The sequence below is a fragment of the Cytobacillus sp. Bac17 genome, from assembly GCF_024519925.1.
Taxonomy (GTDB): Bacteria; Bacillota; Bacilli; order Bacillales; family Cytobacillaceae; genus Cytobacillus; species Cytobacillus pseudoceanisediminis.
Genome location: NZ_JALJRC010000040.1, coordinates 20,577 through 36,882 on the forward strand (window position 1 = coordinate 20,577; position 16,306 = coordinate 36,882).

Consider the following 16,306-nt stretch of genomic DNA (forward strand, 5'->3'; position numbering starts at 1 on the left):
GTGGTGAACAGAATGGAAGTGACAGACGTAAGATTACGCCGCGTTAACACGGATGGACGAATGAGGGCAATCGCATCTATTACGCTGGATCATGAATTTGTTGTTCATGATATTCGTGTAATTGATGGGAATAATGGCTTATTTGTAGCTATGCCGAGCAAACGTACTCCGGATGGGGAGTTTAGAGATATCGCGCACCCGATCAATTCAGGAACGCGCGGTAAAATCCAGGAGGCTGTATTAGCCGAGTACCACCGTTTAGGTGAATTAGAAGTGGAATTTGAAGAAGCCGGTGCTTCCTAAGAAAATATATCAACAAGGGCCTGCTACATAAGTAAGGCTCTTTTTTATTTAGCTGTGAAGAATTAAAGCTCTGAGACCCCCTGTTACAGGCGGTGCTTAGGGCTTTTTTCTATCTTCTTCATTACCCTGTCTGTGAAAATATTAAACCATTTCTTCAGAAAATACCGTTAATGGTAATGACAAATATATGTACTTTGTCATCATTTCTTGAAATAAGAGCCCATTTAAGATATATTCGTTATGGATAAAAAGGTTAAATTGGAGGCCTGTCAATGTCTAATCGATACGCGGTCATTTTAGCCGCAGGCCAGGGGACAAGAATGAAGTCAAAGCTTTACAAAGTCCTTCACCCTGTTTGCGGCAAACCGATGGTTCAACATGTTGTTGATCAAGTTACAAAGCTTAACATAAAAGAAATTGTCACCATTACTGGACATGGAGCGGAAATGGTGGAGCAGCAGCTTGGCTCTAGCAGCAAATATGCTCTTCAGGAGGAGCAGCTTGGCACCGCTCATGCCGTTATGCAGGCTCGCGATATGCTTGAAGGCAAAGAGGGCGTGACGCTCGTAGTCTGCGGAGATACACCGCTCATCAAACATGAAACAATGGAAGCGCTTTTCAAGCATCATGAAGAGCTATCTGCCAAAGCGACTATTTTAACAGCCCATGCGGAAAATCCATTCGGATATGGACGCGTGATCCGAAATGATATGGGGATGGTTGAAAAAATCGTTGAACAGAAAGATGCTTCCGAGGAAGAACGAAAGATAAAAGAAATCAATACTGGGACCTATTGCTTTGATAATAAGACCTTGTTTGAAGCATTAAACAAAGTTACAAATGATAATGTGCAGGGTGAATACTACCTGCCGGATGTGATTGAGATCCTGAAAAATGAAGGCGAAGTCGTTACGGCTTACCAGACGGCTGATTTTGGCGAAACCCTGGGTGTCAATGACCGGGTAGCCTTATCACAGGCCGAATCCTTCATGAAACAACGGATTAATGAAGAACACATGCGTAACGGCGTTACCATTATCGATCCGTCAAACACGTATATTGGTGCGGATGTGAAAATTGGCTCTGATACAGTTCTTTATCCTGGAACGGTCATTTCCGGCAATACAGTCATCGGTTCTGATTGTGTGATCGGACCTCATACAGAGATTTCTGATTGCCATATTGGGGAAGGCACAGTGATCCGCCAGTCTGCTGCACATGACAGCCATATTGGTTCACAAGTGAATATTGGGCCGTTTGCTCACATTCGCCCGCAATCAGATATTCATGATGAAGTGAAAATCGGCAACTTTGTTGAAGTGAAGAAGTCTGTTTTTGGAAAAGGAAGCAAAGCCTCTCACCTGAGCTATATTGGCGATGCAGAAGTAGGAAGAGAAGTTAACCTGGGCTGCGGCTCAATCACTGTCAATTATGATGGCAAAAATAAGTACCTGACCAAAATCGAAGATGGTGTTTTCATTGGATGCAACTCCAATCTCGTCGCACCGGTAACGATTGGGGAGGGTGCATATGTGGCAGCAGGATCGACGATTACAGAAGATGTGCCGGGAGAAGCTCTTTCCATTGCCCGTGCACGCCAGGTGAACAAGGAAAACTACACGCAAAAGTTAAATATTAAGAAATAAACCGAACTTTCTATATGTAAGAAATAAATCGATGGAGGCCCAAAATGTCAAACCAGTATTTAGATCCAAACTTAAAGGTGTTCAGTTTAAATTCAAACCGCAAGCTAGCTGCAGAAATCGCCAATGTAATTGGTGTGGAGCTTGGTAAATGTTCCGTAACTCGCTTCAGCGACGGCGAAATCCAAATTAACATTGAAGAAAGCATCCGCGGATGCGATGTATATGTAATCCAATCTACAAGCTCTCCTGTTAATGAGCATTTAATGGAGCTTTTAATCATGATCGATGCTCTTAAGCGTGCATCTGCCAAGACCATCAACATTGTAATGCCTTACTATGGCTATGCCCGCCAGGACCGCAAAGCAAGAGCGCGTGAGCCGATTACAGCTAAGCTTGCAGCCAACCTTTTGGAAACTGCTGGTGCAACCCGTGTGATTACACTTGACTTGCATGCGCCGCAAATTCAAGGTTTCTTCGATATTCCGATCGATCATTTAATGGGTGTGCCAATCCTTTCTGATTACTTTAAGAACAAAATGATGGATGGCGACATCGTAATCGTATCCCCAGACCACGGAGGCGTAACACGTGCACGTAAAATGGCTGATCGCTTAAAAGCGCCGATTGCCATCATTGACAAGCGCCGTCCAAAGCCAAATGTGGCTGAAGTCATGAACATTGTTGGTAACATCGATGGCAAAACTGCCATCTTAATCGACGATATTATTGATACTGCCGGAACCATTACATTAGCAGCAAATGCCCTGATCGAGAACGGTGCATCAGAAGTCTATGCATGCTGTACACACCCGGTTCTATCTGGACCTGCCATCGAAAGAATTGAAAACTCAACCATCAAAGAATTGGTTGTAACAAACTCAATTACTCTTCCAGAAGAGAAGAAAACAGACAAGATTGTCGAACTTTCCGTAGCACCGCTAATCGGTGAAGCAATCATCCGAGTTCATGAAGAGCAATCTGTCAGCACTCTGTTTGATTGATAGGTAATTAAATAACTTTTCCAGGCTTGCTGTAAAGCAAGCCTGGTCTGCGTTCTTTTTAAAAATAGCATATGAAAAAAACAAAAACGTTTAGACTTCCTCATTTTAGGGCATTTTTTTATATAGACGAGAATTTTTCAAAATGAGGAAGGGGACGTATTTATGACAGCTGTATTGCAAGCAAAGGAAAGAAAAGGTTCACGCAACTCCAACTTAACTTCACTGCGAAAAGAAGGTAATATTCCGGCAGTTGTGTATGGTTCAAAACTGCAAAGCCAATCCATCTACTTAAGCGAAGCCGATTTTCTAAAGACGATCAAGGAAGTAGGCAGAAACGGCGTATTTTCATTAGATGTAGATGGCAGCAAACATGAAGTGGTGCTTGGTGACTACCAGTCCAATCCGATTAAAAATGAAATTGTCCATGCCGATTTTCTAGCGGTGGATATGAATAAGGAAATGACAGCCGATGTACGCGTCGTCTTGACTGGAGATGCAGCAGGAGTAAAAGATGGAGGCGTAATGCAGCAATCCATGCATGAAGTCTCTGTTACAGCGACACCGAATAATATTCCACCTTCTGTTGAAGTGGATGTAACAAATCTGCAGGTGAATGAGACCTTAACAGTCGCTGATATCAAGGCAAATCGCGGCTATGAAATCAATAATGAAGATGAAGAGGTTATCGCTTCCATCCTTCCTCCGAGACAGGAAGAAGAAATCAACAGCGGTGAAGAACAGGAAGCTGGTACTCCTGAAAATGAAGAAGGCAGAGAAACAACAGCAAATGAAGATAAAGCAGGTGGAGAATAAGCTCAGGGAAGCTATTCTTGCAGGGGCTTGGCAATAATGGCCAGCCCCTGTTTGCATGGCATTAAAATGAATCCGAATGAGACGCGCATTCGGATAAGATCAGAAGCAGCAGGGGCAATCGAGTCCCTGGCACAACTTCGACAGAATTCTTCTTATCGAACAACACACTTTCTACTATAATGAAAAAGAGAAATGAAAAAGCTCAGAGCGCACGCCTGGATAAATGCTGGGCTTCTGCGCTTTTCGAATATGGGGTGAGAAAATGAAATTAATTGTAGGGTTGGGGAATCCCGGCAAGCAATATGATAAAACAAGGCACAATATTGGCTTTGATGTGATTGATGTCTTATCGGACCGGCTGAATATTCCTTTGAATCAGGCCAAGCTGAAAGGCGTATTTGGCACAGGTTATGTGAATGGAGAGAAAGTATTTCTGCTAAAACCTCTTACATATATGAATTTATCAGGAGAATCCATCCGGGCTGTTATGGATTATTTCGAGATAAATGATGATGAACTTGTGGTCATTTATGATGATCTGGATCTTCCTGTAGGCAGGATACGTCTCCGTCAAAAAGGGAGCGCAGGAGGCCATAATGGGATCAAATCTACAATCGCACATCTGGGAACACAGGAATTTAACAGAATCCGAGTTGGCATCGACCGTCCGCCGAGCGGCATGAAGGTGCCTGACTATGTGCTGGGACGTTTCACGAAAGAAGAACAGGCTATTATGGACGAAACGGCTAAAAAGTGCGCAGATGCCTGTGAGGAATGGTTCAAAAAACCATTTTTACAGGTAATGAACGATTTTAATCAATAATCTTCATATTTTATCAATCTTATCATAGAATAATGTATCTTTTCATTGCCGGCATCGTCTTTTGCATGAATAAGTTCCCTTCCTGAGGTCCATACTAGAATCATGGACAGTTTAACGGGAGGGACAGGCATGGCTATTCATTATCATTGCCGTCATTGCGGAACAAAGATTGGTTCAATAGAGAAAAGCTCAGTTTATTCAGAGCAGCTTGGCTTCCATAAGCTAAACGATCAGGAACGCCAGGAGATGATCTCCTATGAACAATCAGGAGATATGCATGTAAAAGCGATCTGTGAGGATTGCCAGGAATCACTGGAACGCAATCCGGATTATCATCAGCAGGACTTTATTATTCATTAAAAAGCTTTGGAGACAATCCAAAGCATTTTTCTATTTCTATTTGAGGCAATCATTTTATTTAATAGAAACCGTTCTATAGATTCTTGTTGCATCCATATTTTATTAGTAAGATTAATGAAAGTTAAAATGGATTTTGCAGACTGTCAGTTATCTGGCTCGATGGGCCTGAATTGGCATCTGCTTTTTGGCGGTTGAACTGCCTGGGAAAAGATACTCTTTAAATGTTGAGAACTGTCTAGCTGCAGCGCCTGCCACCTCGAGGTATAAGTAAATCCTCCCAAAAGGCAAAGAACTCCTTTCCGTGAGGCTCGTCTTATGCTTGCCGGGGGTGGGCAAGGCGCTTACGCTTTTCTTATAGGAGGGGCTTTCATGTTAGGTCTTAAAGAGATTATTAGCCGGCAGGATGATGTAAGTTCCATCATGTCTGGCATAGAGGAAGGACTTAGGGAGCAAATGCTTGCCGGATTATCTGGATCAGCACGCACCTTGTTTTTGTCTTCCATATATGAGCAATCGGGAAGGCCGATGCTAGTAGTAACACACAACCTTCTGCAGGCACAGAAGCTATATGATGATATTGTCAATCTGGCTGGGGAATCGGAAGTGTTTTTGTATCCTGCAAATGAGTTGATTGCAGCGGAAATGGGGATTGCCAGCCCGGAATTAAAGGCCCAGCGGATTGAGGCTTTAAATTATTGGAGCAAATATAAAACAGGAATCATGATCGTCCCGATGGCCGGGTTAAGAAAGATTCTCCCGCCTCCAGGCCACTGGCAGAAATACCAGCTGTCTTTAAAAATTGGTGATGAACTGACAGACGAACAATTAAAAAACTTTGTCCATATGGGCTATGTTCGTTCGGAAATGGTTTCTTCGCCGGGAGAATTCAGCGTCAGGGGCGGAATCATTGATATCTATCCACTGACTGAGGCTGATCCAGTTAGGATTGAGCTATTTGATACAGAAGTTGATTCAATCCGGACTTTTTCTTTGGAGGACCAAAGGTCAAAAGAAAAATTAAACGAGATTTCGATTGGACCAGCAACCGAAATACCTCTGGATTCAGAACACTTCCAGACATTAATTGAAAAACTGGAAAAAGGTTTGGGATCAAGCCTGAAAAAACTGAAAGATGATAAAGCGAAAACACAGCTGGCCCAGAATGTTGGCTATGAATTAGAACAGCTTCGAATGGGGAACAAGCCTGAACACCTTTTCAAATACCTATCGTTTGCCTTTGAGGAAGGAAGTAGTTTAGTAGACTATCTCCCTGCCAATGGCTTAATTTTCATTGACGAAATCAGCCGTGTGCAGGAAATGAATGACTCTCTTGATAAGGAAGAGGCCGAGTGGTATACAAGTCTTTTAGGCGAGGGCCAGATCATTCATGATGTGAAGATTTCACACACCTTAAAAGAGTTTCTGCACCGTTCAAAGCATCCGATTACGTATATGTCGCTGTTCCTGAGACATGTACCGAATACAAATCCGCAAAACATCATTAATGTCACCTGCAAACAGATGCAGAATTTCCATGGACAAATGCATGTGCTGAAAAGCGAGCTGGACAGGTGGAAAAAAGGCAGATATTCGGTCGTATTCCTGGGTCCGGACGAAGAGCGGATTAAAAAGCTGCAAAGAGTGCTTGAAGACTATGAGATTGAAGCGGCATTTGTGAGTGAGGATGACCCGATTTTAACAGGGAAAATTCAAATTACAGAAGGCAGTCTGCAGACAGGATTCGAACTTCCAAGCCAAAAGCTGGCTGTTATTACGGAAGAAGAGCTTTTTAACAAGCGCACAAAAAAGAAAGCCCGCAGGCAAAAGCTTTCAAATGCAGAAAGAATTAAAAGCTATTCCGAACTGAAGGTTGGAGACTATGTCGTTCATGTTAATCACGGGATCGGAAAATACTTAGGGATTGAGACTCTTGAGATTAACGGGGTCCACAAAGATTATCTCCATATCCGCTACCAGGGCAGCGACAAGCTGTATGTGCCAGTAGAGCAGATTGAGCTTGTCCAGAAATATGTCGGCTCCGAAGCAAAAGAGCCAAAAATTTATAAGCTGGGCGGAAACGACTGGAAGCGGGTTAAGAAAAAGGTTCAATCATCTGTTCAGGATATTGCGGATGATCTGATCAAGCTATATGCAGAACGCGAGGCATCAAAAGGCTATGCCTTCAGTCCGGATGGGGATATGCAAAGGGAATTTGAAGCGGCCTTCCCATACCAGGAAACAGAGGACCAGATCCGTTCCATCCATGAAATTAAGAAAGATATGGAGAGGGAGCGCCCGATGGACCGCTTATTATGCGGAGATGTGGGCTATGGGAAAACAGAAGTGGCGATCCGTGCTGCTTTTAAGGCGATTGCGGATGGAAAACAGGTTGCCATCCTCGTTCCGACGACCATACTGGCTCAGCAGCACTATGAAACGATGAGAGAACGATTCCAGGATTACCCGATTGAAATTGGGTTATTAAGCCGATTCAGATCGAAAAAGCAGCAGACCGAAACTCTTAAAGGCTTAAAGGCAGGGACTATTGATGTAGTTGTCGGCACACACCGGATTTTATCAAAAGATATCCAGTATAGAGAATTAGGCCTGCTCATTATTGATGAAGAACAGCGCTTTGGAGTAACACACAAAGAAAAGATCAAGCAGCTTAAGACAAATGTAGATGTCCTTACCCTGACTGCAACGCCAATCCCGAGAACCCTTCATATGTCAATGCTGGGCGTGAGGGATCTATCGGTTATAGAAACACCGCCTGAGAACCGGTTCCCGGTCCAGACTTATGTGATGGAGTATAATGGTGCATTGGTTCGTGAAGCAATTGAAAGGGAACTGGCGAGGGATGGACAGGTCTATTTTCTATATAACCGGGTGGAGGATATAGAACGAAAAGCCGAGGAAATATCCATGCTAGTTCCAGATGCAAGGGTAACATATGCCCATGGGAAAATGACGGAAAATGAGTTAGAATCTGTTATGTTAAGCTTCCTGGAAGGCGAGTCCGATGTTCTCGTCAGCACAACGATCATTGAAACTGGCGTAGATATTCCAAATGTCAACACGCTGATTGTCCATGATGCAGACAAAATGGGTCTGTCCCAGCTTTATCAGCTTAGGGGACGGGTTGGCCGTTCCAACCGGGTTGCCTACGCATACTTCACGTATCGAAAAGATAAAGTATTAACAGAGGTAGCTGAAAAGCGGCTACAGGCCATAAAGGAATTTACAGAGCTCGGTTCTGGTTTCAAAATTGCCATGCGGGATTTATCAATCCGAGGCGCCGGCAATCTGCTTGGAGCAGAACAGCATGGATTCATCGACTCTGTCGGTTTTGATCTGTATTCGCAAATGCTTAAAGAAGCGATTGAAGAACGGAAAGATAAGCTGGATGGCGTCGAGGCAAAACCGGCTAAGATCGAGATCGACCTGGATGTTGATGCCTATATTCCTGATTTTTACTTGTCTGATGGCCATCAGAAAATAGAAATGTATAAGCGCTTCCGCGGCATTTCTTCGCTTGAGGATGTGGAAGAGCTCCAGGATGAGATGATCGACCGTTTTGGCGAGTATCCGGATGAAGTGGGATATTTATTCCAGATTGCCGAAATGAAGGCATACGGTGAACTTGCCGGAGTCGAGACAGTTAAACAATCCAAACAGGAAGTACTGATTCTTTTATCGGAAAAGGCCAGCGAGCATATAGATGGCCAGAAGATTTTCCAGATCACAAGCAAATACGGCAGAATGATCGGCCTGGGCATGGAAGGAAAGAAACTGAAAGCTGTCCTCCATATTAAAGGCATCAAAACAAATGAATGGCTTAACATTGCATACGAAGTGATCAAAGGAATGCAGGAAGCGAAAAAAGAGCAGGAACATCCAACTGCGTAAATTTATGGAAATATCACTGTCAATAAAATGAAACAATAGAAATGTTTATCTCTTTCTGACGAGGGTAATTTTAAGTTGAAGGATCATTTGGAATGTTTATCCGGTTTTGGAATGAATAACATCTATGAGAAAAAGTTTTTGTGCACGTATATAACTTTCCATATGAAAGATACTAAGTTCAAACATGGCGATGCATTCATTTTCTCCCAATTATGGATCATAGCCAAAAGAGGAAAGAGTAAGTGCTGTGCTGGTGTTAGAGTTGTCTAGCTCCAGCGCCTAGCTCCTCGAGTCATAAGTCAAATCACTTTAGAAATCGGGATTTCCTGTGTGATTCTTCTTATGCTTGTTAGGAGTGAGCAAGGCACTTCCGCTTTTCTATTAAATCATCAGATGAAAGTGAGGCAACGTTGGATGAAAGCAACAGGTATAGTTCGTCGAATCGATGATTTGGGTCGTGTAGTCATTCCTAAAGAAATCCGCAGAACACTGCGTATTCGTGAGGGGGACCCGCTGGAGATTTTCGTAGATCGTGATGGAGAAGTCATCTTAAAGAAATATTCACCAATCAGTGAACTGAGCGATTTTGCAAAAGAATATGCAGAAGCATTATATGACAGCCTGGGAAATCCAGTGTTAATCTGTGACAGAGATACTTACATTGCTGTTGCAGGAGGTTCTAAAAAGGATTACTTAAACAAAAACATAAGCGATCTTGTTGAAAAAACAATGGAAGAGCGCAGTTCAGTCCTGGTTAACCAGTCAGGCGACATCTCGCTTGTCGATGGGAACACAGAATCTTCCTCCGCTTATACAATCGGCCCAATCATTGCAAACGGCGACCCAATTGGAGCAGTTATCATTTTTGCTAAAGAAGATTCACTGGGCGACGTGGAACAAAAAGCAGTTGAAACAGCAGCAGGCTTCCTGGCCAGACAAATGGAATCATAAAAATGGATACTTAATGAAAGGGGTAGCGGAATGCTGCCTTTTTTCTTTGGGCTCGGGGATGGCGGGTGCGTAAACCGGGTATTCCGCACACAAAGTAAGTGAGTTGCGCCAACACACAAAAGCCCTGGACCGGAGCGTAATCGAGGAGCGCGCATAAAACAGGTACTTCCGCGCATAAAGCAGATCGCGCGCGCAATTCAGAGGAATTCGCGCACAAGAACCCCGAACCCGCGCAGAACCGAAAAATTGACGCGCGAAAACAAAGATTTCCCGTGCACAAGGATAGTGAGCGCGCACAACCCAAGGTTATCCGCCCGAAAAAATACGAAACCCGCGCAGAACCGAAAAAGAACGCATGCAATCCTGGTAAATCCGCGCATAAAGCCCCAATGTGCTATAATACTTTCGAATTCAATTGGAAGGAGATGGGCAATTGAAGCCCGTTCAGACATCTGGCGATTTGTTTAAAGGAGCGTTTATCCTCACGATCGCTGCCCTGATTACAAAAATTTTGAGTGCTGTTTACCGGGTTCCCTTTCAAAATATTGTTGGGGATGTAGGGTTTTATATATATCAGCAGGTTTATCCATTCTATGGAATCATTATCGTGTTATCTACATATGGATTTCCTGTCATTATTTCAAAGCTTTATGCTGAGCAGGCCGCTCTAAAGAAAGAGAAGGATATTCAGAACTTATTTGCCGTTTCTGCCTTTGTTCTGTCCATAATAGGTTTTATCGGGTTCTCCATTCTGTATTGGGGTTCGGACTGGCTGGCTGTCAGGATGGGCGATCCGCAGCTGGCGATCTTACTCAGAGTGGTGGCAGCCATGTTTCTTCTTTTTCCGATTCTGTCCCTTTTCCGGGGATATTTTCAAGGCACAGGAGATATGGTTCCAACCGCAGTCTCCCAGGTAGGAGAACAGCTTGTCAGAGTCATTACCATCCTGCTCGCTGCTTATTTGCTTGTTAAGGGAGGAAATTCTCTATACATGGTGGGAGGCGGGGCCCTTTTTGGAGCCATAACCGGCGGACTTATTGCCATCCTGATTTTAATCACCTTCTTTTATATAAAAGAAAGAAAAAACCTGCCGTCCGCCATTGCCATCGATTTTAGACAAAGCGGCAAGCTGGCCAAAACGATTATCATACAGGGATTTGCTATCTGCATCAGCAGTCTCGTGCTTATTTTCATTCAGCTGGCAGATTCGTTCAATTTATACTCGCTTCTATTAACATCCGGAATTGAAGGAGAGGAAGCGAAGGCGCTGAAAGGTGTGTATGACCGCGGACAGCCGATTATCCAGCTGGGCATTGTTGTGGCAACATCCATGTCCCTGTCGCTGGTGCCGCTCATTTCCAAAGAAAAAATGAGAAATCAGCCTGCATTTCTTCATAATAAAATCAGACTTGCCCTTCAAATCGGCATTCTTGTTGGTGCTGCAGCAACGGCTGGCCTATGGAATATCATAACGCCTGCAAATATTATGCTGTTTGAAAACTCGTCAGGATCGGATGTCCTGGCGATTCTTAGTCTGCTGATCTTGCTGAGCAGCCTGATCATCACAATCACAGGCATCCTGCAGGGACTGGGATTTATCTTTTTCCCGGCAGCTGCTATTTTAATGGGATTTGCCGTGAAACTTGGCCTGAACATCCTATTGGTTCCTTCTTACGGCACAGCAGGTGCAGCGGCCGCATCGTGCCTGGCGCTTGCTGCCGTCTTAATTTTTCTTATTGCAAAGCTTCGTTTATATTTGAAGATATCATTGATTTCTCTGCGCTTTTTATTGGTGGCCGGATTTGCTGCTTTGATGATGTCGGTTGTTTTGCAGCTGTATCTTCAGGCGACAGCCATGCTGCCAATACCGGATCCGGGCAGAATGTTTGCCGGATTCCAGGCATTAAGCGGCGTAGCGCTGGGGGCCTTAACGTATTTGTATATCGTATTTAAAGGCAATACTTTTAAAGAGGAAGAGCTTGCTCTGCTTCCGCTTGGAAGCAAACTCATGTTCTTGCTTCCCAAAAAGACTAGGAGATGAATCGCTTTATGAAAAAAATAACCATTCTCGGGCTTGGAGCAGGAGACTTGGATCAGCTTCCTTTTGGCGTATATCGAAAACTTAAACAGGCAAAGGTCTTGTACCTGCGGACAAAGGAGCATCCGGTTCTGCGGGATCTCGAACAAGAAGGGCTGACATATCAGTCTTTTGATCATATCTACGAAAAACATGAGAAATTTGAAGAAGTGTATGAGGAAATTTGTGAATTCCTCCTGGAAGAAGCCCTTGCCAAAGAGATTACATATGGAGTTCCAGGACATCCGCTTGTTGCGGAACGTACGGTGCAGCTTCTCATAGAGCGTGCTCCGCAGAGAGGCATTGAGATTATGATCGAAGGAGGACAAAGCTTCCTTGATCCTTTATTTCAGGCTTTGAAAATTGATCCGATCGAAGGATTTCAGCTTCTGGATGGAACCGATTTAAACAGAGATGAGATCCAGGTGGCCCAGCACGTCATCATTGGACAGGTTTATGACCAGTTTGTTGCGAGCGACGTCAAGCTGACACTGATGGAAAAGCTGCCTTACGATTACGCAGTTTATATTGTAACAGCTGCCGGCAGCAAGGATGAGGTTATTAAACAAGTACAGCTGCATGAACTGGATCATAATATGGAACTGAATAACTTAACTTCTGTATATGTGCCTCCTGTAAAAAATGATGCAGTCCTCTATAAAGATTTTTCAAAACTGCGGAGCATTATTGCGGAACTGCGGGGGCCAAACGGATGCCCATGGGATAAAAAGCAAACTCATGAATCATTGAAGAAATATTTAATTGAAGAAGCCTATGAGCTGATTGAAGCAATCGATAATGAAGATAGCGAGCATATGACAGAAGAACTGGGAGATGTCCTTCTCCAGGTGATGCTGCATGCACAGATTGGCGAAGACGAAGGTTATTTTACCATCGATGATGTGATCGAAGGACTTTCTGAAAAAATGGTCCGCCGTCATCCTCATGTCTTTGGTGATGTACAGGCAGAAAATGAAGAAGAGGTGCTTAAAAATTGGCAGAGCATTAAGCAGGAAGAAAAGGGTGAAAAGCAGGAATCCATGATGGATTCTGTCCCGAAATCATTCCCGAACTTAATGAGAGCGGCTGAAATTCAGAAAAAAGCAGCAAAAGTCGGTTTTGACTGGAAGGAAGTTGAGCCTGCCTGGGAGAAGGTAAAAGAAGAGATTGCCGAATTCGAGAAGGAAGCCGTGAATTTAAGCCCCGAGATGGAGGCGGAATTTGGCGATATCCTGTTTGCGCTTGTGAATATTGCGCGTTTCTATAAAATTGATGCCGAAGAAGCTGCGAGAAAAACCAATGAAAAATTCATCCGCCGTTTTACTTTTGTGGAAGAACGGGTAATGATGAGCGGCAGTAAATTTGAAGACTTTACACTCGAGCAGCTCGATGAATTCTGGAATGAGGCAAAATCCAAAGGTTACTAATAGAGGAGTGGCAATAGATGAGATTAGATAAATTCTTAAAAGTATCAAGGCTTATAAAAAGAAGAACACTGGCAAAAGAAGTCTCCGATCAGGGAAGGATCTCCATAAATGGACAGCAGGCCAAAGCGAGCTCAACCGTTAAAGTGGGCGATGAACTTCAAATCCGCTTCGGGCAGAAGCTGGTAACGGTCAAAGTGGAGCGCCTGCAGGAAACGACCCGCAAGGAAGAAGCGGCGGAAATGTACTCGATTGTTAAAGAAGAGAAGGTTGAATCGGAAGCATAAGGCCTGCTCCTATGGAGATTGGCCGTTAAACTATCGGTTTCGGCCGATAAAAGAGCGTTGTTGGCCGTTAAATTCCCGTTTTAGGCCGATATAATCTTCATATTGGCCGTTAAATCTTGATTTAGCGTAATTTCATCCGTATCATTTTTCAAATTCAGCAGCGCCTCCGCTTTTCCTATTGGCTTGTTCTATTTTAATTCCCCTTTTCATAAACATGTACAAAAAGGTTGTACTATGCTGATTGCGGGGGATGAATAATGAGTCAATATTATGAGTCAAGTTCAAACAAAACCAATACTCAGGAACACGATGTCATTATGAGAGGCAGAAGACTGCTCGATATTACTGGCGTTAAACAGGTCGAAAGCTTTGATAATGAAGAATTTTTGCTGGAGACGGTGATGGGTTTCCTGGCGATTAGAGGGCAGAACCTGCAGATGAAGAATCTGGATGTGGACAAGGGAATTGTTTCCATCAAGGGGAAGGTATTTGACCTTGTTTATATTGACGATCAGAATGGAGATAAAGCTAAAGGCTTCTTTAGCAAGTTGTTCCGATGACACTGACCACTCAATTTGTGACCATGCTGGCAATGATCGGCATGGGAAGTGTATTTGGGGCTGCCCTTGATACGTATAATCGTTTTCTGCAAAGAACCAGGCGGAAAAGCTGGCTTGTATTTATTAATGATATTCTTTTTTGGCTCGTCCAGGGCCTGGCAATCTTCTATATTTTATTTCTGGTGAATCAAGGCGAGTTAAGGTTTTATATTTTCATTGCTTTGTTGTGCGGTTTTGCCGCTTATCAAAGTTTATTTAAGAAAATGTATCTGCGGGTATTGGAGATATCCATCCGGATGGCGATCTCCATATACCGCTTTTTCGTGAAGACCATTACTTTGCTCATCTATAAGCCCATCCAGGGTCTTATTATGGCGTTAATTGCGATAGCCGTTATGCTTGGAAAAGGACTTTATTCCCTTTTAAAAGTCATACTTCGAGTCTTTTGGTTCATCTTGAAAGTGGTTTTTCTGCCTGTCAAATGGATTTTGTCACTTTTGTGGAAGTTATTGCCGAAAAAGATTAAAAAAACAGTCGAGAAGTTATATAATAAATTGGCAGGATATTTACAGCTGATAAAGAATTATGTTTTAAAATGGATTGCAAAGTGGAAGAAACCTAAAGAGTAAGGAGGGAGTGCGGAAGTGAGTGCCACCAAGAAGAAAAATGTAGCCAAAATGGAAACCAGCTATGTTAAACAGCAGGAAGCAGCAGAGATCAGTGCGGGCCGTAAGAAAAAGCTATTATTTCGCAGATTAGCGGCATTTTTCACACTGGCAGCCGTCGTTTCATTTTTTATGATTTCCACACTCGTTTCGCAGTCTGCTGCTCTGGAAGAAAAAGTGGAAGAGAAAACCCGGCTGGACCAGGAGCTTTCTGACCTTAAGAAAAAGGAAGTCATGCTCGAAGAAGAAATTGTTAAGCTGAATGATGATGAGTATATCGCGAAGCTTGCCCGCAAAGATTACTTCCTATCCGACAATAACGAAATCATTTTTAACCTCCCTGAAGAAGAGACGGAAAAAGAAAAGAAAAAGGAAAAAAAGGCCGATTGACGCTATATTGACACTCTTTTTTTGGTTTCTGTATAATATATAGTAAGTTTGATTTATCGCAGATTAACAGGCAGTACCCCTTCGTTTAAAGTAAGTTAAACCTAATGAAGTGAGTAAAAAGGGAGCTGTCTGTAAAGGTCCGGTAAGTTCAACTCCCCATCAGTGAATATGTATGAAAATATAATTCTGTACAGCTGGACTGAGCTGAGGATGTATTTTGCAGCACCTGATGGAAGTTTCACTTTATATCTTTCAAGGAGGCAATTTTTTTAATGTCAATCGAAGTAGGCAGCAAGTTAAAAGGAAAGGTCACAGGCATTACAAAATTCGGAGCATTTGTGGAGCTGCCGGAAGGCTCAACGGGTCTGGTGCACATAAGTGAAGTCGCTGACAAGTATGTAAAAGATATTAATGAGCACCTCAAAGTGGGTGATATGGTTGAAGTGAAAGTCATTAATGTCGAAAAGGACGGCAAGATTGGATTATCCATCAAAAAGGCAAAAGACCGGCCTGAGCGTTCTGAAAGACCTGAAAGAGGCGACAGAAAAGAATTCAGACCTAATTCAAACTCTGGCCGACCTCGCCAAAACCGATCAAACGACCATCGCCCTAAAGAAAACTTTGAAGCCAAAATGGCTCGTTTCCTAAAGGACAGCGAAGATCGTCTGTCATCGCTAAAACGCCATACTGAATCCAAACGCGGAGGAAGAGGCGCTAAACGAGGATAACTTGCTGCTGATTGATCTATATAGCAGGATGGAAAACAAGTCCGATTGGGCTTGTTTTTTTGTGCTGTTTAATGAAGTAATTTCTGATGGAAACTTATTAATAGTGAAATCTTAATGCAGCGCGAAGTGACCGATAATCCGGAAAAGTAACCGATTTATTGAAAATCTGACCGCTAAACATGACAAAGTGACCGATAACTGGAAAGCAATTAAAAAAGGTTCATCAATTACTAGGTAACTGCTGTTCTGAAAGAAGAAAAATTCATCCAAAACCATCAAAAAAACGCCAGCCTAAGGCTGACGCTCTTTTGAAATGACCCGTACGGGATTCGAACCCGTGTTACCGCCGTGAAAGGGCGGTGTCTTAAC

The 16,306-nt window shown here is 43.3% G+C and carries 15 protein-coding genes; all 15 read left to right on the top strand.

The window, feature by feature from the left end; genetic code table 11:
• Positions 1-12: 12 nt before the first annotated feature.
• The 15 genes from spoVG to NR125_RS26155 all read left to right on the top strand — a co-directional run bounded on the left by spoVG (position 13) and on the right by NR125_RS26155 (position 15,937).
• A complete protein-coding gene (gene spoVG, locus NR125_RS26085; protein WP_009336662.1) occupies positions 13-303 on the top strand; it encodes a septation regulator SpoVG in 291 nt (96 codons plus the stop codon).
• A 272-nt stretch (positions 304-575) separates the two neighbouring features.
• A complete protein-coding gene (gene glmU / locus NR125_RS26090) occupies positions 576-1,949 on the top strand; it encodes a bifunctional UDP-N-acetylglucosamine diphosphorylase/glucosamine-1-phosphate N-acetyltransferase GlmU (RefSeq protein ID WP_256816440.1) in 1,374 nt (457 codons plus the stop codon).
• 44 nt (positions 1,950-1,993) lie between these two features.
• The gene (locus NR125_RS26095) at positions 1,994-2,950 is read left to right on the top strand and encodes a ribose-phosphate diphosphokinase (protein ID WP_009336660.1); all 957 of its coding nucleotides are present in this window, start codon (positions 1,994-1,996) and stop codon (positions 2,948-2,950) included.
• Between the two features lie 162 nt (positions 2,951-3,112).
• On the top strand, positions 3,113-3,763 hold the full coding sequence (locus NR125_RS26100; protein WP_019382046.1) for a 50S ribosomal protein L25/general stress protein Ctc: 651 nt from the start codon (positions 3,113-3,115) through the stop codon (positions 3,761-3,763).
• A gap of 262 nt (positions 3,764-4,025) precedes the next feature.
• Positions 4,026-4,586, top strand: coding sequence for an aminoacyl-tRNA hydrolase (gene pth, locus NR125_RS26105; RefSeq protein WP_019382047.1), 561 nt, complete (start codon positions 4,026-4,028; stop codon positions 4,584-4,586).
• A 129-nt stretch (positions 4,587-4,715) separates the two neighbouring features.
• Positions 4,716-4,946, top strand: a complete 231-nt coding sequence (fin, locus tag NR125_RS26110) for an anti-sigma-F factor Fin (RefSeq protein WP_009336657.1) — start codon at positions 4,716-4,718, stop codon at positions 4,944-4,946.
• Positions 4,947-5,315: 369 nt separating this feature from the next.
• Positions 5,316-8,855 (top strand): transcription-repair coupling factor, encoded by a 3,540-nt coding sequence (mfd, locus tag NR125_RS26115; RefSeq protein ID WP_019382049.1) that lies wholly within the window; start codon positions 5,316-5,318, stop codon positions 8,853-8,855.
• Positions 8,856-9,269: 414 nt separating this feature from the next.
• A complete protein-coding gene (gene spoVT, locus NR125_RS26120) occupies positions 9,270-9,806 on the top strand; it encodes a stage V sporulation protein T (protein WP_009336655.1) in 537 nt (178 codons plus the stop codon).
• 433 nt (positions 9,807-10,239) lie between these two features.
• Positions 10,240-11,847: a putative polysaccharide biosynthesis protein gene (locus tag NR125_RS26125; RefSeq protein WP_256816443.1), complete on the top strand. Its 1,608-nt coding sequence runs from the start codon at positions 10,240-10,242 to the stop codon at positions 11,845-11,847.
• Positions 11,848-11,855: 8 nt separating this feature from the next.
• Positions 11,856-13,310, top strand: a complete 1,455-nt coding sequence (gene yabN, locus NR125_RS26130) for a bifunctional methyltransferase/pyrophosphohydrolase YabN (RefSeq protein ID WP_217027699.1) — start codon at positions 11,856-11,858, stop codon at positions 13,308-13,310.
• A 17-nt stretch (positions 13,311-13,327) separates the two neighbouring features.
• Complete coding sequence (locus NR125_RS26135; RefSeq protein WP_009336652.1) at positions 13,328-13,594, top strand: RNA-binding S4 domain-containing protein; 267 nt, start codon at positions 13,328-13,330, stop codon at positions 13,592-13,594.
• 257 nt (positions 13,595-13,851) lie between these two features.
• On the top strand, positions 13,852-14,154 hold the full coding sequence (gene yabP / locus NR125_RS26140; RefSeq protein WP_009336651.1) for a sporulation protein YabP: 303 nt from the start codon (positions 13,852-13,854) through the stop codon (positions 14,152-14,154).
• On the top strand, positions 14,151-14,783 hold the full coding sequence (gene yabQ / locus NR125_RS26145) for a spore cortex biosynthesis protein YabQ (RefSeq protein WP_071157151.1): 633 nt from the start codon (positions 14,151-14,153) through the stop codon (positions 14,781-14,783). The genes yabP and yabQ overlap by 4 nt, the downstream gene beginning before the upstream one ends.
• Positions 14,784-14,798: 15 nt before the next feature.
• Positions 14,799-15,209: an FtsB family cell division protein gene (locus tag NR125_RS26150; protein ID WP_019382053.1), complete on the top strand. Its 411-nt coding sequence runs from the start codon at positions 14,799-14,801 to the stop codon at positions 15,207-15,209.
• A 272-nt stretch (positions 15,210-15,481) separates the two neighbouring features.
• Positions 15,482-15,937, top strand: a complete 456-nt coding sequence (locus tag NR125_RS26155; protein ID WP_019382054.1) for a S1 domain-containing RNA-binding protein — start codon at positions 15,482-15,484, stop codon at positions 15,935-15,937.
• The last annotated feature ends 369 nt before the right edge of the window (positions 15,938-16,306 follow it).